Origin of the sequence: Mycobacterium aquaticum (genome assembly GCF_002086485.1) — a bacterium.
Taxonomy (GTDB): Bacteria; Actinomycetota; Actinomycetes; order Mycobacteriales; family Mycobacteriaceae; genus Mycobacterium; species Mycobacterium aquaticum.
The window spans coordinates 330001-354582 of the sequence record NZ_MVHF01000003.1 but is presented as its reverse complement, the minus strand read 5'-3'; the positions used below and the strand labels follow the sequence as shown (position 1 = coordinate 354582).

Genomic DNA, 24582 nt, shown 5'->3' with positions numbered 1-24582 from the left:
ACCGAAATTCTCACTCAATCTGGGGCATCGCAAGTCAGCGGCGTAATCGTGCCCCACATTCAATGAGAATGGACAACCACCGAACCATTGCTGCCTCGCAGCATGTTTCGCCACCGCTGATGGACTGCGCTTCGCTTGCTCCGGGCGAACGGCGCCAATTCGCCACGCGCCCGGGACGCCAGGCCAGCAAGATCTGATTCCGAAGTGTGCCCGCCCCGGTATACCTCGGCGACAGCTTCCCACTGGTGGTAACCGAGGGCCTTCGCGAGCGCGCTTGAGTTCGCCGTCCATATCGCCGCGCTAGGTTCCGCGCCAATGCCCGCGGCCTGAACCCGCGCCAAGTCGGCGTGTACGAAGCGGGCCGCAACCATCGCATCATCGGGCAACACTATCCCCACGTGAGTGCACGCTGTTGGTTGTTGTTCCAACCCCTCTTCAAAGGACGCCCCATATCGACGTCATTACGTCACAGTGATGAATTCTATGGTCTCGCAGGGATACTCGGGTCCTCCGGTCGCATCACCGACCACCGCCCAGTGGCCGTAGGGCATCCAATCCGAGGCCCCACGACAAGGTCACCCGATATTCACGCCAATCGCCGCGTCACGATGCTCTGGGGTAGCGAATTCCTGCGCTGAGGATCCAGATCCTTGGACCACGCGGGCGCGTCAGCTGTCGGACTTCGAGGCTTCGTACGCCTCCCCCGGGCGCAGGCTGCGCAGGGTACTGGTGACGAATTTCCTCAGTGCCACGTCGCGTTCTGCGCGAGATTCGCCGACAGTGGTGAGCAATGCATAGACCCCGAGGAGAAAAAACGCTGCGCTGTGGTACGAATCGACGTCCTCGTAGAGTTCGCCACGGATGCGCGAACGCTCGATCTCGGCAGCGAGTAAGACGAAGATCGGGTGATTGGTCCACTGTTCTCGTTCGGGTCGGGTGGGTGAGAAGTAAAGACTGATGACATCATGGAATAGTGTTGATCCCCAACGGCTTTCGAGGGCCAAGACTGATTCGACAATCACCTTCAACACTGCTGGCAAGTCGTGTCGGGTGTCGAGGAAATGCCCGAGTTCGTCGGCAAGCTGCAACTCGTCCCTCCGGATCAGCTCGAGAAGGACGTGCTCCTTGGTCGGGAAATGGAAATAGAAGGTACTGCGTGCCACGCCTGCCGCTCTGACGATGGCGTTGATGTCTGCGGCGTTGGTGCCCGCACGTCGGAACTCGACGATGGCAGCATCGAGTACCCGAGCACGTGTCTCTTGGCGCTGAGTCTCACGGCGGGTGGCACTGTTGGACACCCGCTCATTGTGCAACAGCCAAACATGTCAATGACCAATGTCGGCGAAATCTACGTTGGGCACGTATCCGGCTCGATGAGGATTCGCTGCAGGCGGAGGTGGTTACCGCAGGTCAAACCGTGATACGCCGGATGTCTGCGGGCATGGCTGCCCAGGAATGCCGGCGGTTTCATTGTTATTTGTCAGTGACAGTGCTAGACCTGTTGAAGGCTGAAGATCCCGACGACGCGGACCGCGATCGATGTGACGTGACCGACTAGATGTAGCAGGGCGAGATGGGCAGGACGGTGGCAATGGCGACATCTAGGGCGATTACTGCCGCGTCCTCGGCGATGAACACCCGAGGGCAAAGAATCTTGTTGTGGACGGTCCCGCCGGCGGCGGCGTTGTTCGCGTTGGCCTACCTTGTGTTTCCGGTGTTCTCACCGCCGCTGTCGCCGACGCTGACGCCCGAGCAGGTCGCGGCCTTCTTCGCTGAGAATGTCACCGGCATCCTTGGCGTTGCGATTCTCTGCAATCTGATTGCCTGCTCACTGGTTCCGCTCTTTGCGGTGACCGCCGTGCAGATATCCCGGACCGCCACGTCCAGCAGCGCCTTCACCTACGCCTACATCATCTGCGTCGGGGTGGGGCTCACGGCGTTCATCCTTGCCGACTATTGCTGGGCGATGGCTGCGTTCAGGCCCGAGCGCGACCCTCAACTCATCAGTCTGCTCAACGACATGGCGTGGTTCTTCTTCATCGCGCCGGTCGGCACCATCGTCGTCCAAAACCTCTGCCTGGCCACCAGCATCTACCTCGACGCCGGTCCCGAACCGATCTTTCCTCGCTGGGTGGCCCATTTCAACATCGTGACCGCTGCACTGTTGGTTCCGAGCGCGTTCTCGATCCTGCATATGTCCGGTCCGCTCGCATGGAACGGGGCGGCGTCTTTCACCCTGCGGCTCAGTGTCTTTGCGTGCTACATCGTCGTGATGTTCTTCGTTCTGCTCGGCGTGGTCAATCGCCAGGGCGCCGAGCGGGACGTGTTGGCATGACGGACGCCGTGGCCAGCGCATCCGAGCCCCCGGCCGGGCGTCGGGGCCAGTGGCGCAAGAACAAGAAACTGGATCAATGGATCGTCTTTTGGACAGTCCCAGGTTTTTTCAGCTTGTTCGGCGTGGTCTTTGTCCCCTTGAGTTGGATGATGCCGCCACGGTCGCCGAGCAGCTCCCCATCGCAGATCGTCGAGTTCATGCAGTCGCATAACTTGCTGATGGCCTGCGTCATCCTGACCTTGACGTTCGGCCTGGGACCCATTTCCAACGCCTGCTATCTGATCCAGATCAAGCGGATGTCCGTCAGCCCGGCGTTTCGGTACGCCGTCATCATGGGCGCGACCACAGGCACGATCGTCGGCATGCTCTTTCCGTTGTTCTGCTTCGGACTAGGCGCATTCCGTCGTGGCTACGACCCGTCGGTTCTGGCCATGCTTTTCGACTTCGGCTACCTGGCGTTCATCGGCTCGCTGGGGTGTTTTTGCATCATGTGGATGGCGTTTGGTCTGGCCACCATTCTCGATGAGAACAACATCTTGCCGAAATGGCTGGGCTACTACACCATCTGGCAGTACGTGACGGAACTCATCGCAGCTCCGGTATGGATCACCAAAACGGGACCCTTCGCCTGGAATGGCCTGATGACGTTCTGGTTTGCGATGGCGCTGTTCGTGTCGTGGCAGTTCATCGTCTACGTGTGCATCTATCGGGCGATCAAAAATCAGCCCGATGAGGAACTCGAGAACGTCTGGCCCATGCGCGAATCCGACTCCCCCGAGGCTCGGCCGAGAGCGAGCGCATGACCGAGATCGGACAGGAACTCAACGCTGACGTCGGCGTCCCACCACGCGCCGCCGAGGCACGTAGAAGCCTTCCCGGTGAACCCAGCATGTGGTTCTTCGTCATCGGTGACCTCATCATCTTCGGTGTCTACTTCGTGGCCTACATGTACTACCGCGGTCAGGACCACGATCTCTTCCTGCAGAGTCAGGCGAAGCTGAACCAGGATATTGGTGTGGTCAACACCATTGTGTTGCTTACCAGTTCGCTGTTCGTCGCGCTGGGAACGTCAGCCGCCCGGACTGGAAAGACCATCGACGCCATGCGGCTTTTCGCAATCGCATGGGCCTGCGGAGCGGCCTTTCCGCTATTCAAGCTATTCGAATACATCCCAGAAATCACCGCTGGGTTCACCCCGGGAACAAACCTGTTCTTCATGTTCTACTTCGTGATGACAGGGATGCACCTGTGTCACGTGATCCTGGGGCTGGTGATCCTCGGCTTCGTCATCCGCAGCTTGTGTGGGCCGGCGAAACCCCGGATCACGTTCGTGGAAACCGGTGCAACGTACTGGCACATGGTCGACGTCGTGTGGCTCATCCTGTTCGCATTGCTCTATCTGATGAGGTGACGTGTGTGACCGCCTACCTTCGTAACCCGCTGACCATCGTGTGGGCAGTCCTCACGGTGGTGACGGCAGCGTCCTTTCTGACCGCTCGAGGCGGCGGCGCGACACATCACCTCAACACCACCGTCACCGTCACCGTGCTGCTGATCGCGGCGGTCAAGGCCCAGTTGGTGATTTGGCACTTCATGGAGGTCCGTCACGCGCCCACGTGGCTCAAGGCGACGACGAACGGCTGGCTGGCAACTCTGTTCGTGCTGCTGCTGGGTTTGTACTTCACCGCCGGCTAGTGCCGACCACTGGCCGCCCAGGACATCTACGCGGCGCGCGGAATCGAGACCTAGTTGCCGAACGCAAAACTGGGACCGACGAAGCGGGAAGCAATCTGATACTCGGACTCCCGGTCTTTGACCGGGAAGTACCACAGCGCCAATGTGACGCGGATCAGCCATTGAGCGGCCAACGGATCGGATCGACCGATCATGCGCTCGGCAAGCTCCTCCACCAAAGGTGAAGCAGTCAGCCAGCCGTTGTTCTGGTCGGGCCGAATCGCGCCCATCATCAACGGGCCAAGCGGCTCGGAGCGGATATGGTCCAATGCGACGACCAACGCGGTGACCACTCGCTCGGAACCATCCAGTCCCTCGATCGCCTCCGACACCCGTCTCACGATGCGCGCCGACAGGCGCCCGACGACACCTTCAAGGATCGCTGCCTTGCCTCCGGCGTGCCGGTAGATGGTGGCGGGTGAGCAATGCACCTTCGCTGACAAAGCCTCGATGGTGAACGCTTCGAAACCCTGCTGGGAACGAGTTCGGCGGCCGCAGCGAAAATCCGCTCGACCGCCTGTGTTCGGGCGCCGACAAGCGTAGCTCGGGAGGGGAATGACTTCAGATGGTGCCACTGAACCCGAGGTCGACGCCGCAGACCCGCGACAGGCGCGGCGTCGGTGCAGCGGCGCGCACAGACCAGGACGGGCAGTCATGACGACGTCGTCCGACGTCCTGGGCGAGCGCTCGGCGGTCGACAAGATTGGCGCATGGGCGCGTCGATACGTGCGTTCACCACTTTGACACCGAAGCGAACCGCTTGGTCCAACAAGCATCCTGGGACGGATCGACCGGGCGGCCATGGTTCTACGACGCCAACGGAGTATTGCAATTCGGCGCCATGACGGTGGGGTTACTCGACGCCGGGCTCAGGCCGGTATGCGACGGCTTCGACTTCCACCAGCATGCGGGGATCGAGTAGCGCGGCTACGACGATCATCGTGGCTGCTGGCCGGTGATCTTCGAACACCTCGCCGTGAGCCCGTCCGACCGCTTCCCAATCTTCAACCCGGGTCAGATACATTCGCGTCTGGACTACATCTCTTGGCTGGCAACCCATTTCGCGCAGCGCGGCGTCGATTTTCCATAGCGCTTCCCGTGCTTGGGCGTAGGCATCGCCATCTCCCACGATCTGACCGGATGCGTCGACCGCCGTGGTGCCCGATACGTGGATGACCTGGCCTGCGCGGACTGCCGCACTGAACCCGATCGTCGGGGCAAATCGGGAGCCCGACGGCAGCCGCGCGATGGACATGTGCTGTGCATCTGGGAAGTCGGGATGATCGACGGCAGTTCGGTGGTTCCCACGGTTCTCCGGCTGCCGACTACATCTCACGGCGTCGGCCCGTCGGCCCACGAGGTCGTCGGTCTCATGATCGTTCATCGGTTCTCCCGAATTCTGCGAACCGTCGAGCGAAGGGTTCGGGTGGAAGTCGAAGGCTGTTGACGAGGTAGCTAATGGTGCGGTAACTGCCTGCAAGCATGACCAATTCGATGATTGCCTCGGCGGAATGAGCACGCGTGAGATCGGCCCACAGGGCGTCGTCGACGTCGCAGGAGCCCTGGAGGCTATCGCACAGCCGGATCAGAGTCCCTTCCTCCTCGGTCCAACACTCATCGTCTGATCTCCCCGTCGTCAACGACAGGATCTGCACATCAGTGAGCCCAGCTTTGGCGGCATACACGGAGACATGTACGCCCCATTCATATTCAGCATTGCAGGTGGCGGTCACCCGGTCGATCACGATCTCCCGTTCTCGGATGCTCAGGTGTCCGCGGTCGAGTAGTCCCGAATTGAAGAACTTGAAGAACAGTCGTGGGTCACGGGCCATCGTCGTGAACAAGAGAAGCGGAGGCTTACCACGCATGATCGTGTCGATGGCCGATTCAATGTGGGACGGCAAAGGGGTCGGCGCGGCACAATCACGAGCACCGTTGTGGTGTTTAACAGTCATTGCAGTGCGGTCCAATCATGTTGATATCCAATGCTATTGATCAGGAACGAGGATCATGCCGCGGAGAGGCTGCATAACGCCCGCCCGGGTCGGTCTTGGCCAGCTCCGGTGGTCGGATTCAAACGTTGGGGATCTGCGCTTTGGATGCAGACCCCCAACGCTTTGTGCGGTCGGCCGGGACTAGCTTGGGCATGCTGAAACAACGACCAATCCGCCGCCGTTGTTCGCCAGCGCGATCTGCTCAGCCAGTTGCTGGTTGTAGGAGGTTGCGGTAGCGATCTTCCATCCCCCGGCGCCGTTGGAGGCCGCTACTGCCGCACATTCGTTGCGGGCGACGACCCGCACCTCACACTGGCCCCCGCCAGTTTGGCCGCCATTGCGCTGACAATCGTTGAGGGCGTTGATTCTCGCGGTATCCATCACGCCACTTTGTCCAATCCCGTGGGCGTCGCGGTAGACGAGTTTGCCGCCGAACCCGTAGGACTGCTGATAGGCCAGGGCGAGGAACGTGTCGGCGGCATTGGCAGGTGCGGCCGAACCGAACCCGCCGGCGGCGACCGCGCCGGCGAGGATGGCTGTGGCCGTGATACGGGTTCGGGTGGCCCGTTTGGGATGTGTGGTGGTCACGAGTCTCTCTCCTTTTGCGATGATCGCCACCGCGCCGATACGAGTGCGGAAAATTGTGACGACGGGGTATGCGGGCGCACCTATCCCCCGGATCCTGCTGCGAGCGCTTTGACGTCGGTGGTGTGCATCGGATTGCCGCCGATGCCCCAGTCGCCGCTGGAGATCTCCTCGACCACGACCCAGGTGACTGGGCGCATGCTCTCGCCCTCAACCGCGACCATGGCTTCGGTGACCTTGCGCACGATGTCCTGCTTCTGGGCCGACGAGAACACACCTTCGATGACCTTCACGTTGACGAACGGCATTTCTGCATTCCTTCCTGATTTCTGCTCGCGTCCCGCAACCGGTGTTGCGGGCACGCTCTAACGCTGGCGAGTGCCGTTTCTGCAAAATTGCCGAAATCGTGAAATGTGCACTTCACTGGCTGTTTTGCGACCAGGCACCTGCCAAGGCTCTGGGCTGCCGGACAGGTGTCACCGCTTGGGCGTCTGATCCGGACCGTCGTCAGCGGTCATCCGTTCAGCCGCGACGGTGACCAATCCCGTCCGCTCGAGTCGAAATCCGGTCGATTGTCCGCTCAGAGCGCCATCCTGATGGAACGGTGTACACCGATGGTGATGGAGTTCCGTGTGCTCGGTGAAGTCGAGGCGTACGTCGACGGGCGACGACTCGACATCGGTCATGCCCGACAGCGCGGCGTGCTCGCCAGTCTGCTCGTCGACGTCAACCGTCCCGTTTCCGTCGATCAGCTCATCGACCGCGTATGGACCGATCGACTCCCGCATAAGGCGCGCAACGCTGTGGCCGCCTATATATCCCGGTTGCGGCACGTTCTGCCCGAGTCCGCTGCGGTGCGGATCGTACGGGGGCCTGCCGGTTACACCCTCAACACCGACGCGCAATCGATCGACCTGTACCGCTTCCGGCAGCTTGCGGCCGAGGCGCGAGCCGTTGCCAATCCTGCCGACGCGGTAGCGCTGTTCACCGAGGCGCTGGGCCTTTGGCGCGGCGAACCAGTCACGCCGCTCGCCACCCCGTGGGCTGACGATCTGCGGAATTCTCTTGATGCAGAACGTTTCTCGGTGAGATTGGACCGCAACGACGCCGCGCTGGCTGCGGGCACGCACACTCAGCTGCTCGGCGACCTGGCGGCCACCTTGCAGGAGTATCCCCTAGATGAACGAGTCGCCGCCCAGTTGATGCTGGCCTTGTATCGCAGCGGGCGGCAGGCCGAAGCCCTGGAGACCTACCGCATGATCCGTGAGCGACTTGTCGACGAACTGGGCGTCGATCCAAGTCCGGCAGTTCAGTCGGTGCACCAGTCGATTCTCGATGGTGACTCACGGCCCGATCACGGCCGGTTCGCCCATACCGCACTGTCGATTGCTCGTCCCACCGGCCAGGTGCCCAGGCACCCAACGACGCTCATCGGCCGCGAAACTGACGTCAAGCGCGCGATCGCGGCTCTCGACGACGGTCCCTTGATTACGCTTACCGGCCTCGGCGGGGTGGGAAAGACCAGGCTGGCGCTCGAAACGGCCTACCGCGCGCAGCAGGACTTCCCTGATGGCGCATGGGTCTGCGAGCTCGCACCACTCGAGCAAGGCTCAGCGGTGAGCCACGCAGTGGCGGCGACGCTTCGGTTGCAGCACATCCAGGGCGCCGGGACTGACGATGCCGTGATCGACTATCTACGCCGACGCGACCTGCTACTTGTCATCGACAACTGCGAGCACGTATTGGTCGGCGTGGCGCGGTTGATGGACGTGATTGTTCGCAACTGCCCGCAAGTGAAGATTCTCGCCACGAGCAGGGAAGCGCTCGGCGTCGAAGGCGAGCAGGTCCTTTCCGTGCAGCCCCTTCCGGAGGGCGCCGCTGCTGAGTTGTTTGTCCAACGGGCGCGGGCCAGCCGGCCCGATTTCGATCCCGATCGTGAACCGGTCGGCGCCGTCGCCGAAATATGCCGGAGACTGGACGGAGTACCTCTTGCAATCGAGTTGGCGGCCGCGCGGACGCGAGCGATGAGCACCATCGACATCACCCGACGACTCGATCGGCTTCGACTACTCAGCGGGGGATCCCGCGGGGCGCATCCACGCCAGCAGAGTGTCGCTGCCACGATCGACTGGTCGTTCCAGTTACTCGATGAAGCCGAGAAAGCGTTCTTTCCAAGACTTTCGGTGTTCTCCGGCAGTTTCGATCTTGAGGCGGCACACATGGTGTGCGCCGACGACGCTACCGAGGACGACACCCTGGACCTGCTGACCCGCTTGGTCGACAAATCGATGGTGATCGTTCGCAATACTGTCGGCCCGACCCGTTACGGCGTCTTGGAGACACTGCGGGCATATGGCCGCAATCGATTGCAAGAATGCGCACTTGCCGACGAGATGGCAGCACGACACGCCCGGTACTACACCGAACTGGTCGAACGCGCCACTGTCGGAATGAATGGCGCCGAGGAACGGATCTGGGTCGAGAGGTTGACGCCCGATGCTGCGGCCACTTACACAGCCTTGGACTTCGACAATGTCCGGTTGGCGTTTGAGCGCGCGATGGCTGACCGCGATATCGACCTGGCGCTTCGACTGGTCACATCGCTTCTGGACTTGATGAATCGCACCGGCTACCGGCCAGCTGGATGGGCGTATCAGGTCATCGGCGTCGCCGATCCTGACCACCGGCTTTTTCCGGCGGCGGTGGGGGTAGCGGCTCGCGCGGCGTGGGTGTTGGGCGATTTCTCCCAAGCCCGCTCGTTGGCGAAACTGGCCGACGGGCGTGTTCCCGGCCCCGGCACGGGTTATCTCGGATATCCAGCTGACGTCCTTGCCGATGTCGATCTCTGTACCGGGGAGGCGGCCAGCGCCCTAGCGCATTACGAAGGTGAGCTGGCCAATTCGCGCGCCAGCGCACATCCGGTCCGACTGGTATTCATCCTCGATAGACTCACCCTTTGCCATCAATCACTAGGAACGCCGCTCGGCGGCCTGGCCGCCGGCCAGGAAGCGCTGCGCGTGGCAAACGCCACGGGTAATCCGACCGCGCAAGCGATGGCGCACTGCGCGCTCGGCCGCGCCCTGGCAGATTCAGCGCCGCGACAGGCTCTGCGTTATCTCGCCAATGCCGCCGAGCTCGCTGCAACCGTCGAGAACAATTGGCTGACGGGGATGGCCCACATGGAAGCCGCGGCGATCGTCAGCGTGCACGGTGACCCAGTCACCGCCGTGCACATGTTCATCGAGGTGCTGGGGCTCTGGGAACGCGGCGGCCCTGGAATCCTCGCCCAGCAGTGGGACACACTGCGACTCATCGCTCGGTTGCTCGCCCGCCTTGGCGACACCACCACCGCAGCCGCCCTACACCGCGCGACCCTCGCGGCCGCGGCGGAACCACCAGTCGGCAGCGCCGCAACGGACGGCCTTGGCGATAGCGAGCATCGACCTTTGACGGGCGCCGAAGCTGTCGAGTGCGCACGCACGGCGCTACAGCGTTTCAGCTAAACCTCCAGCACCTACACCACCGTGGCGTTGCCGCTACCCTGGCAGTTGCGTCAGCTGAAAGAACTTGCACCTATCAGCCCGGCGGCGCTATGCCATGACGGATACGTGCGTTCACCGACGCAGAAACCGACACCGATCGACTCGCCTAGGCCAGCGCGCTGACGGCCGAGGTGTCGGATCTGCGTGCCTGGTGGAGGTCCAGGCCTGTGACTACGAAGTGCTGCTTTAGGATCAGGCACGTGTTGTCAGCATTTGATCCGATTACCTGGCAGCCGCGCCGCATCGCGATCGCCGGAGTGTCGGGTTCAGGAAAAACGACTCTGGCCAAACGTGTTTCGGAAGTTCTGGGACTCCCCTACACCGAGATGGACAGCCTGTTTCACGGCCCCGACTGGCAGCCGCGAGACGAGTTCGCCGCTGACGTGCACCAGCTCATTTCCGGAGATGAATGGGTCATTGAGTGGCAGTACGCGGCGGTTCGCGATCGAATCGTCGAACGCGCTGACACGATGGTGTGGCTTGACCTCCCTACACCGCAAACTCTGTATCAGTTGACACGTCGTACCGTGCACAGACGAATGCGCCGGGTGGAGCTGTGGAACGGGAATTACGAAGGGCCTCTTCATGAGTTCTTCACTGACCCGGAGCACATCGTCCGGTGGGGAATTCGTACTCGCAACACCTGTCGTGACCGACTGCCGGCCATCGACGCACTCCACAAGCATCTGCACGTCGTTCGCCTGAGATCTCGGCGCGAGAGTATGCACTGGTTAGCCAAGCTGTTCGCCGCGCATAGCGGACTTCGTGGCGCATAACCGGACGCAGAGCAGTATCGCAAGTTGGCTCCTGCCTTCATGATGATCCCCAATTTCGTTGAACTGTTGGCGTGCCGGCTATCCGATGCCCCACAGCAGGAACGCTGGACCGTCGTAGGGATAGAACTGCAGCGACATTCCGCTTTCGCCATCGAGGACGACGCCGCTCGCCTCCTTGCCATCGACGGGCCAACACCCCCGACTCTGATGTCAGAGTCCAAGTCCGGGAACATTGTTCACATCTGTTCGCTGACCAAGGGGTCACGCCCGGTTTGCGCGTCGGCGTGCTATGTGCCCATGGTCCGGCACATCTCAGGCTTCGTGCCGCCAAGATCCTCGATGATCTCTATGTCGCCGGACCTATCCAGGCTGCTGCCCTCGATTTCCTCACCTCGGCGGCGTACCCGCGGCACCTGCGAACCATCGCGCGAGAGATGGCCCGTCGCCGTGACACTCTGATCCGGGAGCTCGCCCGCAGATTGCCCGACACGCAGCCCGTGTGTATTCCTCGCGGAGGCATGCACCTGTGGGTCAGACTGCCCGCCGGTGCCGATCCCGATGCGGCCGCCGCCCGCGCACTGGCCGCCGGCGTCCTTGTATCTTCAGGCGTCCCTTGGTATCCCGCCGAACCCAGCGTCCCGCACCTCCGGCTCAGCTACGGATGCAGCGATGTCGAGCGCATAACCGAAGGCGTCCGGCGGCTCGCTACTGCGGTCTGATTCGGCGACATTCGTCGGACCGATGGGCCGACTGGATCGGTCAACGAGGCACCTGCCTCGATCACCCAGAGCTTCATGCCGGCTTTGGCGCCATCACCCGTGCGTGCGCTGGCTGCAAGTAACTACGTACGGCCCGTTCAAGTCGGGGCGCCGAGATCTTCCTGAGATTTGCACGCCGCGGCGCCTCAACACCCGCGATACTTGGCACGAACACCATCGAGTGCCTAGTGCGCTGTCCATGCTCGAAGGTGGCCGGTCCAGTTGCGCACGAAAGGGACAAAGACCTATGGCACGACGGTCGAATTCGAAGAGCCGGTTCGGGGTCGGCGTGTTCGACCAGATCGTCAATGCACAGCCATGGCCGACTGCGCCGTTGCGGGCAAACTATCTGGGTGCGGTGGCCGCCGGTGCGGACTCGTTTTGGGTGGGCGATCACCTGAACTCGTTGTTCCCCCGTTCGATCGCCACGCGCCGCTACGTCGGTGCGGCGCGACTGGTCCCGAAAGTCGACGCGATCCTCGAACCCTGGACCGTGCTCGGCCATCTCGCTGCGCGCAACCGGGTCGGGCGCCTGCGACTGGGAGTCAGCGTCACCGACGCCGGTCGCCGGAACCCCGCGGTCACTGCTCAGGCGGCCGCGACGCTGCACATACTCACCGGCGGACGGGCGATCCTGGGCATCGGAACGGGCGAGCGCGAAGGCAACGAACCCTACGGCGTGGAGTGGTCCAGGCCGGTAACACGGTTGGAAGAAGCCCTTGCCACCATCCGGGCCCTCTGGAGCTCCGGCGGCGAGTTGATATCCCGCGACTCGCCGTACTTCCCGCTGCACGACGCCGTTTTCGACCTGCCTCCCCACAAAGGGAAATGGCCCGAAATCTGGGTCGCTTCACACGGCCCGCGCATGCTCAGAATCACCGGCCGCTACGCCGATGCCTGGGTACCAGCACTCATCGCCCCCACCGATTACGCCGCCGGATTGGATGCGGTTCGAAGTGCCGCCTCCGACGCCGGCCGCGATCCCATGTCGATCAAAGGGGCCTGGCAAGGATTCGCTGTCGTCGGCCGCAACCGCGACGAGGTCGATGAGGCACTGAGCAGCGACGCCATCAAGTCCATTGCACTGCTAGCTCCAGCGGCGTGGTGGGAGCGCCACGGCGTTTCACATCCGCTCGGCCTTGCCGGCGGGGCAACCGACATCATGCCTCAACTGATCGATGAACAAACCGCACTGTCGTACACCCGGCAAGTCCCACAATCATTACTCAGGGAAGGCTTACTGGCCGGCACCCCAAACGACATCGTCGAACAGGCCGCCGAATGGCGAGACCAGGGCGTCCGCCACATCACACTGGGGAACATCAGCACGTTACAACCGAACTTACGCAAGGGACTTGCGTCGACTTTGCCGTTCCTCCAGGCGGTCCGTGGACTGAAGCGTCTCTGAGCCAAGCGATCTGGGGGTGCCGGGCTTGGCGGACGCGACCGTCGGTCGGCCAACTACGCATCCGTCGAGGCCACCGAAGTCACTCCTCCGCTGCCATCGGCTACTTGTACAACCCAATGGCGTTGTGAGTCCACTGCAGTTGTCATGATGGAGGTATGGCTGCTCGCGACCGCGACGATTCGGGCCGGCCCCGCAGCGCACGTCCGCGCGACGCCTTGGGTCGCCCACTTCCGCCTGGTGCCACCGGCATCCCGCGAATACCGGACGACCTTTGTCTGCCGCCGGCAGACAGCCTCGACTATGCCCAGGAACTACTGGACCAAGGCTTGGCGTTCCACGCGCACGAGGTACTTGAGGCCGCTTGGAAGAACGGCCCGGACGACGAGCGGATGCTGTGGCAGGGCTTGGCGCAACTCGCGGTCGGCATTACGCATGTCCAACGCGGCAATTGCACCGGCGCGGCCAGCCTGCTGCGACGCGCGGCCGGCCGACTGTCCGCCGATCCGCACGTGGGGCGTTACTCCGTCGATGGCGCAGGTCTGGTGGCGTTCGCCAATGCGCTGGCTGACGACCTTGACGCGGGAGCGGAAGTCGCCACTGACCGGCTGCGACCGCGGCTACGGATCTGACAGACGCGACGTGCCCGGGTAGCTCGCCCCAGTGACCGTGGCACACTCCCAGCTGTGCACTGCCACCACGGGCGCCGGCGTGATCGTGCCATCGGTGAAGCTGCGTTTCGAAGCGCCGGCCGGGGCGTCTAGCCCGGTTCTGATCGACCACATGGGTGGGACCACGACCTCGAATCGAGATCTGCGCGTGCAGATCGGCATCGCACAGATTGCGCAGGCCGGTCACTACCGGGTTATTACCGAGGGTCCTGGCAGCGGGAACCAGCGGCCGCGGTTGTCCTTCGGCCATGGAAGTCCATATGGTTCGGCGATCTGGCCATTTGTTGGGTTGATCGTTCTTGCGGTGGTCGCGTTGCCCCTGTCGATCCTGTGGTGGATCAGTGCAGATAGACGCAATCGACCACTCGCACAGTCGAATTCAGCCGAGTTCGCGATGCCGGTGCAGCCGGTCGGCGCACCGACCGAACATTCCGATGGGCAAGGCGTCCGAGTAGAACGACTCAGAACCGTGGTCGCACTGCGGCAGTCGGGGGCGCTCACCGAGGCGGAGTTTCAATCAGCGAAGCGCCGGATCCTCAACGACCCGAGTCTTTAACCGCTGCGTGGATATCGCTGCGTGGTCGTCAGACAAGCGGAGGGCGGGGCCGACCAGTTTCCTTGGTCGCCCCCGCCTCGGCCATTCCTACTGTTCGGCCTTCTCGCGAGACTCGTTGATATCGGCGGCCCTACGCGCAGCTTCCGCTTCGGCCTCCTTCTTCGCGGCCTCTCGTTGGGCGTCAGCCTTGTCCTGCTGTGCCTGGCCTTCACGGCGCAGGTCGTCGCGTCCCACGACCGAGCCGATGGCTTCCTTGGCCTTGCCCTTGACGCCTTCCACAACGCCTTCGATGCCTTCCAGGGGTCCGCTCTTGTCGGACATACGTACCAGCTCCTCTGCATACTGTGCGATGCGCCAACGACGCCGGTCGGCCCTGTGCCGACGTGATCGCGAGATACCCCGTGCTACGGCGTGGCCAAACCCGATCCGTAGAGATGTGAGAGCTGTCACGCCAGGCAGGCTTCTAGGGCTCGCCGGGCTCAGGGCGCTTACAGGTGCTCGGTGACGGTCCAGCCGCCGGCGCGGAGTCGGTCGCTGACGCGCTGCACGTCGTGTTGTGACGGCATGGTGTCGATGGCCTTGGTGATGGCGACTTCGATGTCTGTGACCGAGACCGGCAACTGCCCGTCGGCGATCAGTTGGGCGGCCACCTGGCGGACTTCGTCATCGCTGAGTTGGCGTTGCAGGAGTGCCAAAAGCGGCACGAAATCCGTGCTGGGGACGCCTTCTGGGTAGCCGGCGCGCAAGAAACCGACCACGCGAGCCACTATCGCCGAAATTGTCACTGCACTCCCCCGGCCGGACAAAGATCTTGGTCCCCGCACCACGGTAGGCCGCGACGGCGCGCTTCACACGTCGGACGCGACCGAAGCAGATATTTGCCACTTTCTGATAATCATCGGGTCAGTTACTGTTCATCGTCGATTCACACGAAGTTTCAAGGATTGCTGGACTCCATCAGCCGCGTGTCTGAGCCTCGGCCAGACGGCGTAGCCGATACCCGGTGGTAGCGTCGCAGCCGTGGGCGGCAAAGGGTTTGGCAACGTGCCCTTCACGGCCAAACGGGTCTCGTGCCGCATGGCTGTGTTGATCGCGATGCCGGCGGTGGTCGTGGGCTGCGCCGCGCAATCGGATCGCCCTGCTGCGTTGGAAGATGTGGAGACCACGCTGCCGGTTCCGGGCAATATTCCGCCGTTCCCGTTCCCGAGTGACCTACCGTCGGTGCCGTTGCCGAGTGCGGTGCCCAACGTGCAGATGCCCGGCGATATCCCGAAGGTGGAACTGCCGGCCGACGTGCCGCACGTCGAGATGCCCGCAGACATTCCCGAAGTTCCGCTCCCCTCTGCGATTCCCCCGATCACTTTTCCGTAGCTTGTCGTGCGGCCAGGGCGCGAGGTGGACGTGCACCGATCATATGGCCGACCGCCGGTACGGGCACGTGATTCGGCAGGGAGTTCGCTTCCCTGCAATTCGAGTCCTGCGAGAACTGTGGCTTCCTTGCGGGTCGGCTTTTCCGCTACCCGAAAGGGAAGTTCGAATTGCTCGAAAAGGTCAAGAATGGACGCTTCTGATGGCTCAACAGCGCCAGGTGGATATTGGGAGTTTACGATCGGGACAGGCCGGGGTATCGCATACTTTCCGGCATCGGCGACGAGGGGGTGGGCGTTCGTAAAGTGTTGGTGCCCTGTCCTTCTGCTCAATGATCTTCGCTTCACGCCGTCACTGACATTGCGCTGCCCGAATCCGCGTTGACAATACCGATGAAACTCTACTTGGAGGTGAGTTTGTCATGAATCCGTCTGATCATGGCCCCGACGAAATGGCCACGTCGCCGGTGATGTTCAATTTCCGGCTGGAGACGCTCTCGGCGCTCGTGCCCAACGAAAAACTCGTCCAGTGGGAGTCGCTGCTGCGCGAACGAATCGGCGCGCGCAGGGTTGCCCCGCTCCAGTCGGCCGGTGGTTACAGCGGCGGCACGGTCTCCATGTGCGACCTGAACGGCGACGGGTGGATCAACATTGCGACCGAGGGCTGCGACTGCGACTACATCGCGTAGCCGGTCGTTCAGACCTCGACACGTTGCCGGTGCGCCTCACTGGTAAGGAAATTCGCCAACAGCGTGGTCAACGGAATGCCGGCCAGGGCTTCGACAAACAGAAACTGGCCCTGGGGATTCAATTCCAACCAGACCGGGTCGCCATCTTCATCGAGTTTCAAGTCGACTATGCCCATCCGCAGGCCGAGTCGCCGGACCACTTCGCACAGCATGTGCCGAAGTTTCTCTGGCACAGCCCAGTTGGCCATCGGCGTGGTGAGATCGACACGCCAATCGAGTCGATCTGAGTCCAACATTGCCGCGTAGACATTGTCTCCGAACACGTGTGCGCGCAGATGATGTGTGCCCCCGACGAACTGTTGGTAGATCGTCGGGGCGACGCGGATGGAGGCTTCGTCGTCGAGCACCTCCGCGGTGACCATGCGGGTGGGGATGGCGCCCATAGCTCTGGAACCGTGCACCAACTTCACCACGACGTCGTTGCCGAGTCCGTCGCAGAAATCACGAACTGCAGTCGGATTGTTGGAAACCAGTGTGCGCGGCACGGTGAAGCCCACATCGCGTGCCACGCGCAACTGGCTCAGCTTGTTGTCTGCCAATTCGGTTGCCGCCGGGTCGCTGACCCATGATCCGCGGAAGTCGGTGAGCAATATGCCGCGCAGTGACGTCTTCGTGTCGTTGCGTACCACGTCCGCTTGCGGTGGCGTCAGGCCTGAGAGGTCGGCACGATCAGGTGCGTTGGCACGACGCCACCAGATGACATCCAAGTTGGCCACGTGAGTCGGCTCTGGCTGTGACGGCACCTGAGAGTCCGCAACATGGGCTTGCCAGTTGAACCCGCCTGAATTCACCAGCCGATCGACTTCGATGATGGCGCATTCGGTTCCAGGTCTGGATCTCAGCTCATGTGCGACGGCCAGCGCATGGATGTCGTCGGCGACGGTGACGATCGCAGCGTTGACGCTCACGCGGGTACCGTAGCGCGCGACACACCTACGGAGCCCTGGCAACGGGAGTTTTCCGGCGAGCCGACACAAAAGGCCTGTCCGAGTGCCGGTTCGGCGCAGGTAATCGACCACTGTGATATGGGTCACATGTTTTGATTGTCGGAAGTGTCACCGCGACTTTCCGACTGCTGAAGCGGTTTTGAGCTGTCTTCAGGATGCCCGATCTGCTATACGCCGCTCGAGCCCGGGACTTACTCGCGCGCAGCCTCCGTTACCGAGAATTGTTGGAGTCCAACAGCATCGGAGTAAGGCATGCCCGACACGCATTCACGTGCCACGTGACCCGCGTGCCCTGAGATCTGGCGATCCTGTGTAGAGCCTGGACACGACCGTGCGTCGTCCCGCTCAGCGGGCGATTGCAGGGCGGGAGCCGCTCGAGCGCTTCGTAGGATCCGCCCGTATGCGCAACATACTTCACGCGCAACTCGACGCACTGAGCGGCGGGATCGCGGACCTGTGCGATCGCACAGGATCGGCGATGAACGACGCCACCCGGGGATTGCTACAAGCCGACGTGCACGTTGCCGAAGATGTGATCGAGCGGCACCACGACATCACCTACCTGTCAGGGCTGCTCGAAGCAGACGCGCTGACGATTCTCGCCCGCCAAGCGCCGGTGGCCGGGGACCTGCGAGCAGTGGTCAGCGCGCTCAAAGACCTTGCCGACGTGCGACGGATGGGCGCGCTGGCCACCCACATCGCACACATCGGCCGTCTGCGCCACCCCACCAGGGTCGTACCCGACGAGGTCGAAGGCTACGTCGCCGAAATGGGCCGAATCGCGGTGCAGATCGCCGGAGACACCAAAAGTGTTGTGCTGTCTCGCGATCTCGAACGCGCGGCGCAACTGGGTGTCGATGACGAGGCGATGGATGAGTTGCACAGGCAGTTGTTCAGCCGGGTACTGAATCCGGCCTGGACCCACGGAACTGTCAGTGCCGTCGACGTGACGCTACTCAGCCGCTATTTTGAACGCTTCGCCGACCATGCCGTCGACATCGCCAACCGCGTCATCTATCAAGCCTCCGGGGCGCGCCGGCGCGAATAGCCGCCCACTGAGGTGGGATTGTGGAGTCCGACGGAACTCGATTGCGTGTGGCCGTAGGCTCGATGTCGTGGTTGACCTCGCATATGTCATCGCTGGATCTGAAGCCACCGGCGGCGCCGGCCTGCAGGCAGACCTGCGGACTTTCCAGCAGCTCGGCGCTTATGGTGTTGGCACCGTGACCTGCATCGTGTCCTTTGATCCGAACGCGAATTGGGCACACCGCTTCGTGCCGGTCGAGCCGCACGTCGTCGCCGATCAGATCGAAGCCGCGACTTCGGCCTATGACCTGGACGTCGTCAAGATCGGGATGTTGGGCACCCCTGCCACCATCGACGTCGTCGCACAGGCCCTCGCGCGTCAGCCCTGGCGGCACGTCGTCGTCGATCCCGTGCTCATCTGCAAAGGACAGGAACCCGGCGCTGCCCTCGATACCGACACCGCCCTGCGCAGGCAGATCCTGCCGCTGGCCAGCCTGACCACTCCGAACCTGTTCGAGGCGCGCACTCTGGCTGAGATGGACGACATCTCGTCTGTCGACGACCTCGTGGAAGCAGCCCAGCGCATCGCCGATCTCGGACCTCGCTATGTGGTTGTCAAGGGCGGCGTGGAATTTCCGGGCGACGACGCCGTCGATGTGTTCTACGACGGCAGCGACGTCGAGATTTTGCGTACGGCCAAGGTCGGGCAGGCTCGGGTGGCCGGAGCCGGATGCACCCTGGCGGCAGCGATCACCGCAGCACTCGCGACGGGCTCCGCTGTCGGCGACGCGGTGCGATTGGCCAAAGAGTTCACCACGGCAGGCATCGTCAACCGGATAACGGGCAACACTCCGTTCGACGCCGTGCGGCAGTCCGCGCTTCCCTGACCGGATGATCCGCTCCGCGTTGACCAGACGGGCGCCATGAGGCACGCGGCCTTCGCCGAGGCATGGGGATCGTTGCTCGCCGCCGCCGAGCGGCTCCCCGATCGAGATTTCAGGGCGCCGTCCGGTTGTGCCGGGTGGAAGGTTCAAGACCTGCTGTGCCATTTGGTGATTGACGCTCAAGACATTCTCATCACGCTGGCGACGCCGACTGACGACGAGCCGACGCGCGACGCAGCGACCTACTGGGACGTCACGCACACGCTGCCCAGCGGACGGGACCCTCTCGACGCGCTGACCGTGCGACTGGCAGCGGCATACGAGCAGCCGCACCTGCTCAAGCATCACCTCGATGATGTGGGTTCGGCAGCGGCGCGGGCGGCCCAGCTTGCCGCACCAGACCTGCGAGTCAGCACGCAAGGCGAAGTCCTCACTGCCAGCGACTATCTGGATGCCTACGTCCTCGAAGCGACCTTGCACCATCTAGACCTGACCAAGCATGTTCGCGGTGTGGACGGGCCGCCGGCGCCGACCCTGGCGGCATCACGCAAGCTGTTCGTGAGGATCGTCGACGCGTCATTCCCGACGTCGATGTCGGACACCGCTGTCCTGACAGTTGGAACAGGCCGGCGACCGGCGACCGCTGCCGAGCGCGCTGCGCTCGGATCCCTCGTCGACCGCCTGCCGTACGTTCTCGGGTGAACTCCCGCATCACCTCAGCTCTGGTAGGCCAACAGTGCCAACAGCAGCTCTGCCCGGACCCGGGCGACGTCGAGGTTGCACCCGATCAACTCCTGCACCGAGGTCATACGTTTGCGCAAGGTGTGGCGGTGCACGCCGATCGCGGATGCGGCTGTCTCCCAATGCCCGTTGGCCTCCAGAAACGCCCGCAGCGACACCAGAAGTTCACTGCCGTGCTCGCGGTCGTATACGTCGAGAGGTGCCAGGAATGTGTCGGCGACAGTATTGAGCACCTGGCGCGTCGAATCGATCGACAGCAGCGCCCGACCGGCGAACGCCGTGAATTCCAGTGGTACTGCCCCGCATTCGGCCGCCGCAGCGGCAATTTTGGCATGCTCCACGGCCACCTCAAGGCAGCCGACGGGAAGCGGTTCGCTGAGGCCGACCCTGATGAGTTTGCGGGCCGCCGCGGCGACATCGGTGGTGACGCGGCGGACGAATGCGACGTCGTGCGTGCCCGGGAGCACAGCGATCAGCTGGCACCCCTGCACGTGCGCGAACAGCACAGACCCGGTGCGCTCGACGGCCGGTGTGAGTGCGGCCCGCGCCTGCTCGATTGCCGGACCGGACCCGCAGTCGATGACGAGGGCCCGGATGTGCCCGTGCGAATCGGCGACCTGGGCGAGCTGTGCGCGAGCCGGTCCGAGATCGTGCTCGCCGCTCAGCAGTAGCCCCAGCGCGCTCGAATTCAGTTCGCGGTGGGCTTCCACCAGACGGGCGGGCTTCTCGAAGTCCAGTGCGAGTAGTGAATTGGCGTGGCCCAACAGAATCTGGTCGATCGCTGACAGCGGTGCGGCAGTCACCACAGCCAAGACGCCGTGGATCTTGCGGGTCACTTTGATGCGCTGGTATGTGATCGCGGTCCCCGCGACGACACTGCCTGCTCCGGCCGACGCCACCACGGCGCGCACTTCACCGACCAGCTTGGGGTCCAAGGACCGCGGGTGGCATTCGATGACGTCGCCCGATGGGGAAAGGATGAGCACCTTCGCGGACAGTGCCCTGGCGAGCTCGGCCACCACCGCGGATGTTCCGCCGCTGACCGCGGCACGCGTGATCCGCGGCTGCGCGCGCGATGCGCGGAGTACCGCTTCATAGTGCTGATCGGCGAGCCGCTCGCTCATGCGCTTGACCACCGCCGCGAACGGTGTCTCCAACGGCACTTCCAGCAGCGGAATCCCGATCTCGTCGGCCGCGGCGATGAGATCCGGCGGCACCGTCGCATGGCTGAGCCCGACGGCGAAACCGACTGCAGAGACCCCACATTCGTCGAGCCCACGCAGATAGGCCGCGCGCTTCGCGCGGGTCGTCGGCAGTCCGAGTCCGGTGGTGAGGACCAACTCGCCACCGGAGAGCCAGCGGAACGGTTCGGACAACTCGGTGGTCAGTGCCAGGGTGACCTCGCGCAACACTCCGGCGCCGCCACCGAGGAGCCGCAGCGACAGATCCGACTGCGCGAGCACCCAGGACACCGGAACGCCCATCGCAGCAGTGTACAGATCGTCGAAGTTGTACCGATGGTTTCGACGAAACGTCTACTCAGGGATTCCGCTCCAGAAGGGACACGCGTGCCAATGTGAACCGGTCAGAGCGGCTTGAGACCGGCAGCCGGTTCGATCGTGGCGGGCTCGGCAAGCGGTGTACCGCGGTACAGGGCTCTCAGCGAATCGATGAGGTGCCCAGCGCGAATGGTGAGTGCCGAACCGCCCTGTGCGAGTTCCCGCTGCAGCCGGCCCTTGGTGACCAGCACCCCGAGATCTGCGCCCTTCCAGCGGTAGTCGCCGGGTCCGTAGATGCGCAGGAAGAACGACTCCGACTCGTCCTGCAGCTGATGCCAGTCCAGTGCAGCACGGCGGAACACCAGCGCTCCGGTGGAGTCGAGGTAGTACTGACCGGTCGGCGGCGTTGCTTCGAGCAACTCGACGACGTCGGCCGTCTCCTTGATGATCATCTGGCTCCACACATCGGCGGAAGCCAGTTCCTCCCAGCGCTCATTGATCTCGTCGACGTCGATGTCGAATTCCACGCCCATGTATTCCAGGAGATGGAAGAGGAACAGGGGTACGTCGGCGTAGGCGCCCGCGGTGACGTTGGTGATCGCCGAGGCGCCGCTGATCCGTGGGTTGAGTTCGCCGAGATAGACCTCGTCGGTGTCGACGTCCACGAGCACGTCGACCTCGAAGAAGCCGCGGTAGCCTTCCTGACTCAGTCGATCCCCCAAGCGTCGGACGAGTTCGGTTGCCTTGGCGCGCCGCTCCGGTGACAGGACATCCGGATACATCTCGTTACCGCACCAGCCGCCGCGATACGGCGTCAGTTCGGCGTAGCCGGTCAGCTCGGTCATGAACGGACCGACGACTGTTCCGCAGCGAGTCAGGACCGCCTCGACCGCCACGGGCCGGTTGTTGATGCGGCGCATGACCTTGATGTCCTCGCCGACGATGTGTGCGCTGTGCTTGCGCCAATCGGCCTCCGACGAGATGAAGAAGGTGGTCTTGCCGGAATCGCCGTAGGGTGTCTGCACCACGAGTTCGTCACCGAGACCGGCCTTTTCGGCAGCGGCCGTGAGAGCTTCGTAGCTGTCGACCTTGGTCAGCACGTTGGGCACGCTTGGCGCGCCCGCCTCATTGCCGAGCTTGGTGGTGACGATCTTGGAATCCAGATGCTCCCGCAGCGCAGCCGGCGGCAGGATCAGGTCGTAGCCCAGCTCGGCGCAGATGGCCTCGGTCTCGGCGTCGAAGAACACCATCGCCACCTTGGGGCGCACTCCCGGCTGCACCCCGCGGCTCATGTGGGCGCGCACCTCCGCGTTGCGCAACAGCCAGTTGTTGATCTCCTCGCCGCTCGCGAACTCTTGGTAGGGCTTGTGGATCGGGGTGAACACCCGCGGGTGTGCGCCGTCCCAGGCGTCGTAGTAGGTGATGTAGGAGAACCTGCGTACCCAGCGGTCGAGGCCGAGCAAATTGAAGGGTGTCGCACCGATGAAGTACACCGGGACGTCGTTGGTGCGGAAGAAGTGGCGCACCTCCGAAATATTGCGCAGCGGACGACGTTTCGACGCGCCCGACGGAGACGACGCGAAGGCCGCGTCGGTACCGACGCTGACTTCACGCAGATCGTCGCCGAGCGTGGGGCTGGCCGCCGCCGTCACCTGCGCCGTCGCCTGCTCTGTCGCCACGTCCTCGACCGGTGCGGGCGCTTTGGTCGCCTTGGTCTTGGCAGTGGTCTTCGCGGCCCGCTTGCGCGGCGTTGCGGTAGGGCGGGGCTCGGTCATAGACGGGTTCTCCTGTGCGCTGTCGAATCTGCCTGCACTCAGATCGTCGCAGCCGCGTCCATGGCCGCACAGCTACCGAAATGGCACCCGAAACGCGGAAAAAGTGTACAAACCGGCACTCAGGCCGCTGACCATGCCCGAGTCGAACAACGCGCGTCCTACGACCCTGGCCACGTCGAAACGAGCACGGCTGGTGCCCATTTCGGCCACGTCGGTGCCCCGACGGCGAAGCCGCCGGCCACCTGGGCAACGATGCGAGGGCCTTTGGCGGAGCTGTTGTCGTAGAACGTCGCGGATTCCGAGCGGGCCGCCGCGGTGGCTACCATAGGCCAAAGTCGTTGGTAGCGCTCGCGAATCTTGTCGTCCGGCACGTCGTGCCCGCCGGCCTCGACACGGTGTCGCACGCGCAGCACGGCGAGGTCCTCCGGGATCATGACAGCGTGTAACACCACGCCGTATCCGGCCTTGTGCGCGGTGTCGATGAGGTCCAGTTTCGACGGGTGCGAGAACACCGTCTCGGCGATGAAGGACTCGCCCCGATCGATGAGTGCGGCCCTGGTGTGCGCCGCGATGCGCGCGGCGTCGTAGGAATGTGTGGCCGGGTCGGCCGGCCAGCGTCGCTTGGCGATCTCGTCGGCATTGACAAAGGGACTGTTCGGAAGCAGCGGCGCCAAGGTGAGCTCGACGAAGGTCGACTTCCCCGCGCCGTTGGAGCCGACGACGAGGTCGAGGCGTTTCACCGCGCGCCGGTGGGCAGCGCGTCAGCGATCACTGCTGCGGCACCAGCACCGACGTGCTGCCGTCGGGGCGGTACTGCACGATGTCGCCGTTGTCGTCGAGCGCGACCGTGGTGACCCCGCGAGCGGCCAGTGCCGCTCCGTAGTTGCTGCGCGCCAGGCTCTCTTCGATGGCCGCCGAGATCTCGGCGTTGAACACGATGCCCTCCTCGGCCGTCAGGTCCCGCAACGGCGTATCGCCGGCCAGGGCAGCCTCGACCTTGCGGCGGGCGGCGCTGTGCTGGCTGGAGACGGCCCGCCCCACGCGTGCCCAGTGATCGAGCTGCTGTTTGGCCGACCGGCTTTGCCGGGCCCCCTCGGCGGCAGCACTGTCCATCAGATCAGCGGCGAAACGCGTCACCCGGTCTGCGGTGTCAGTCATGGCTACCTCCTGTGTAGCATTGTGCTACGAGTGTAGCAGTCTGCAACACAAGTGTGCGCTCTCGTGGCCTGGCCAGCGAA

The 24582-nt window shown here is 63.4% G+C and carries 28 protein-coding genes; 15 read left to right on the top strand and 13 right to left on the bottom strand.

All coding sequences use genetic code 11. The annotated features are described in order from the left end of the window. Positions 1-668: 668 nt before the first annotated feature. Complete coding sequence (locus BST13_RS05340; RefSeq protein WP_425436980.1) at positions 669-1298, bottom strand: TetR/AcrR family transcriptional regulator; 630 nt, start codon at positions 1296-1298, stop codon at positions 669-671. A 332-nt stretch (positions 1299-1630) separates the two neighbouring features. On the opposite strand from BST13_RS05340, the gene BST13_RS05335 reads away from it, so the two are divergent. Genes BST13_RS05335 through BST13_RS05320 form a run of 4 tightly spaced genes read left to right on the top strand, consistent with a single transcriptional unit; the run spans position 1631 to position 4030 of the window. Next, positions 1631-2335 (top strand): hypothetical protein, encoded by a 705-nt coding sequence (locus BST13_RS05335; RefSeq protein ID WP_211296017.1) that lies wholly within the window; start codon positions 1631-1633, stop codon positions 2333-2335. Continuing rightward, positions 2332-3138 (top strand): hypothetical protein, encoded by an 807-nt coding sequence (locus BST13_RS05330; RefSeq protein WP_083161339.1) that lies wholly within the window; start codon positions 2332-2334, stop codon positions 3136-3138. Before BST13_RS05335 ends, BST13_RS05330 begins: the two co-directional genes overlap by 4 nt. After that, positions 3135-3746, top strand: coding sequence for a cytochrome c oxidase subunit 3 family protein (locus tag BST13_RS05325; RefSeq protein ID WP_083161338.1), 612 nt, complete (start codon positions 3135-3137; stop codon positions 3744-3746). The genes BST13_RS05330 and BST13_RS05325 overlap by 4 nt, the downstream gene beginning before the upstream one ends. Positions 3747-3751: 5 nt before the next feature. Continuing rightward, the gene (locus tag BST13_RS05320) at positions 3752-4030 is read left to right on the top strand and encodes a cytochrome C oxidase subunit IV family protein (RefSeq protein ID WP_083161432.1); all 279 of its coding nucleotides are present in this window, start codon (positions 3752-3754) and stop codon (positions 4028-4030) included. 50 nt (positions 4031-4080) lie between these two features. Here BST13_RS05320 and BST13_RS05315 read toward each other — a convergent pair whose 3' ends face one another. From BST13_RS05315 to BST13_RS05295, 5 genes are all read right to left on the bottom strand, one after another. After that, the gene (locus BST13_RS05315; RefSeq protein ID WP_342744267.1) at positions 4081-4512 is read right to left on the bottom strand and encodes a TetR/AcrR family transcriptional regulator; all 432 of its coding nucleotides are present in this window, start codon (positions 4510-4512) and stop codon (positions 4081-4083) included. A gap of 410 nt (positions 4513-4922) precedes the next feature. Then, positions 4923-5453, bottom strand: a complete 531-nt coding sequence (locus BST13_RS05310) for a RidA family protein (protein ID WP_245839358.1) — start codon at positions 5451-5453, stop codon at positions 4923-4925. Further along, positions 5440-6024 carry a carboxymuconolactone decarboxylase family protein gene (locus BST13_RS05305; RefSeq protein ID WP_083161334.1) on the bottom strand — a complete coding sequence of 195 codons (585 nt, stop codon included), beginning with the start codon at positions 6022-6024 and terminating at the stop codon, positions 5440-5442. The genes BST13_RS05310 and BST13_RS05305 overlap by 14 nt, the downstream gene beginning before the upstream one ends. A gap of 180 nt (positions 6025-6204) precedes the next feature. Further along, positions 6205-6651, bottom strand: coding sequence for a DUF4189 domain-containing protein (locus tag BST13_RS05300; RefSeq protein WP_083161332.1), 447 nt, complete (start codon positions 6649-6651; stop codon positions 6205-6207). Between the two features lie 80 nt (positions 6652-6731). Beyond that, positions 6732-6956, bottom strand: a complete 225-nt coding sequence (locus BST13_RS05295; RefSeq protein ID WP_083161330.1) for a tautomerase family protein — start codon at positions 6954-6956, stop codon at positions 6732-6734. 288 nt (positions 6957-7244) lie between these two features. On the opposite strand from BST13_RS05295, the gene BST13_RS05290 reads away from it, so the two are divergent. The 6 genes from BST13_RS05290 (at position 7245) to BST13_RS05260 (ending at position 14356) form a co-directional block, all read left to right on the top strand. Next, complete coding sequence (locus BST13_RS05290) at positions 7245-10151, top strand: AfsR/SARP family transcriptional regulator (RefSeq protein WP_342744269.1); 2907 nt, start codon at positions 7245-7247, stop codon at positions 10149-10151. 239 nt (positions 10152-10390) lie between these two features. Beyond that, positions 10391-10966: a P-loop NTPase family protein gene (locus BST13_RS05285; protein ID WP_083161428.1), complete on the top strand. Its 576-nt coding sequence runs from the start codon at positions 10391-10393 to the stop codon at positions 10964-10966. A 272-nt stretch (positions 10967-11238) separates the two neighbouring features. Then, positions 11239-11685 carry an aminotransferase-like domain-containing protein gene (locus tag BST13_RS38610; protein WP_142282728.1) on the top strand — a complete coding sequence of 149 codons (447 nt, stop codon included), beginning with the start codon at positions 11239-11241 and terminating at the stop codon, positions 11683-11685. Positions 11686-11971: 286 nt separating this feature from the next. Further along, entirely contained in the window at positions 11972-13132 is a 1161-nt protein-coding gene (locus BST13_RS05270) for an LLM class flavin-dependent oxidoreductase (protein ID WP_083161324.1), read from the top strand. 155 nt (positions 13133-13287) lie between these two features. Next, complete coding sequence (locus tag BST13_RS05265; RefSeq protein ID WP_083161322.1) at positions 13288-13761, top strand: DUF309 domain-containing protein; 474 nt, start codon at positions 13288-13290, stop codon at positions 13759-13761. A 94-nt stretch (positions 13762-13855) separates the two neighbouring features. Then, complete coding sequence (locus BST13_RS05260) at positions 13856-14356, top strand: SHOCT domain-containing protein (RefSeq protein WP_142282727.1); 501 nt, start codon at positions 13856-13858, stop codon at positions 14354-14356. A gap of 87 nt (positions 14357-14443) precedes the next feature. Here BST13_RS05260 and mbp1 read toward each other — a convergent pair whose 3' ends face one another. Further along, entirely contained in the window at positions 14444-14677 is a 234-nt protein-coding gene (gene mbp1 / locus BST13_RS05255; RefSeq protein ID WP_083161318.1) for a microaggregate-binding protein 1, read from the bottom strand. A 167-nt stretch (positions 14678-14844) separates the two neighbouring features. Beyond that, positions 14845-15114 (bottom strand): DUF3349 domain-containing protein, encoded by a 270-nt coding sequence (locus BST13_RS05250; RefSeq protein ID WP_245839356.1) that lies wholly within the window; start codon positions 15112-15114, stop codon positions 14845-14847. A gap of 319 nt (positions 15115-15433) precedes the next feature. On the opposite strand from BST13_RS05250, the gene BST13_RS05245 reads away from it, so the two are divergent. Together BST13_RS05245 and BST13_RS05240 are read left to right on the top strand one after the other, a co-directional pair. Beyond that, positions 15434-15727, top strand: coding sequence for a hypothetical protein (locus BST13_RS05245; protein WP_245839354.1), 294 nt, complete (start codon positions 15434-15436; stop codon positions 15725-15727). Between the two features lie 418 nt (positions 15728-16145). Further along, positions 16146-16412 carry a hypothetical protein gene (locus tag BST13_RS05240; protein WP_083161314.1) on the top strand — a complete coding sequence of 89 codons (267 nt, stop codon included), beginning with the start codon at positions 16146-16148 and terminating at the stop codon, positions 16410-16412. 8 nt (positions 16413-16420) lie between these two features. Here the strand turns inward: BST13_RS05240 and BST13_RS05235 are convergent, their stop codons facing one another. Beyond that, a complete protein-coding gene (locus BST13_RS05235) occupies positions 16421-17380 on the bottom strand; it encodes an ATP-grasp domain-containing protein (RefSeq protein WP_083161312.1) in 960 nt (319 codons plus the stop codon). A gap of 439 nt (positions 17381-17819) precedes the next feature. Here BST13_RS05235 and phoU point away from each other — a divergent pair, with 439 nt between their 5' ends. The 3 genes from phoU (at position 17820) to BST13_RS05220 (ending at position 20031) form a co-directional block, all read left to right on the top strand. After that, the gene (gene phoU, locus BST13_RS05230) at positions 17820-18467 is read left to right on the top strand and encodes a phosphate signaling complex protein PhoU (protein ID WP_083161310.1); all 648 of its coding nucleotides are present in this window, start codon (positions 17820-17822) and stop codon (positions 18465-18467) included. A gap of 67 nt (positions 18468-18534) precedes the next feature. After that, the gene (thiD, locus tag BST13_RS05225) at positions 18535-19332 is read left to right on the top strand and encodes a bifunctional hydroxymethylpyrimidine kinase/phosphomethylpyrimidine kinase (protein ID WP_083161308.1); all 798 of its coding nucleotides are present in this window, start codon (positions 18535-18537) and stop codon (positions 19330-19332) included. 36 nt (positions 19333-19368) lie between these two features. Then, positions 19369-20031, top strand: coding sequence for a maleylpyruvate isomerase N-terminal domain-containing protein (locus BST13_RS05220; RefSeq protein WP_083161306.1), 663 nt, complete (start codon positions 19369-19371; stop codon positions 20029-20031). A 14-nt stretch (positions 20032-20045) separates the two neighbouring features. Here BST13_RS05220 and BST13_RS05215 read toward each other — a convergent pair whose 3' ends face one another. The 4 genes from BST13_RS05215 to BST13_RS05200 all read right to left on the bottom strand — a co-directional run bounded on the left by BST13_RS05215 (position 20046) and on the right by BST13_RS05200 (position 24502). Beyond that, entirely contained in the window at positions 20046-21554 is a 1509-nt protein-coding gene (locus tag BST13_RS05215) for a PucR family transcriptional regulator (RefSeq protein ID WP_083161304.1), read from the bottom strand. Positions 21555-21655: 101 nt separating this feature from the next. Continuing rightward, the gene (locus BST13_RS05210) at positions 21656-23344 is read right to left on the bottom strand and encodes a biotin carboxylase (protein WP_211296008.1); all 1689 of its coding nucleotides are present in this window, start codon (positions 23342-23344) and stop codon (positions 21656-21658) included. 158 nt (positions 23345-23502) lie between these two features. Beyond that, complete coding sequence (locus BST13_RS05205) at positions 23503-24084, bottom strand: ATPase (protein WP_083161302.1); 582 nt, start codon at positions 24082-24084, stop codon at positions 23503-23505. Positions 24085-24112: 28 nt separating this feature from the next. After that, positions 24113-24502, bottom strand: a complete 390-nt coding sequence (locus BST13_RS05200; protein WP_083161300.1) for a TA system antitoxin ParD family protein — start codon at positions 24500-24502, stop codon at positions 24113-24115. Positions 24503-24582 lie beyond the last annotated feature (80 nt).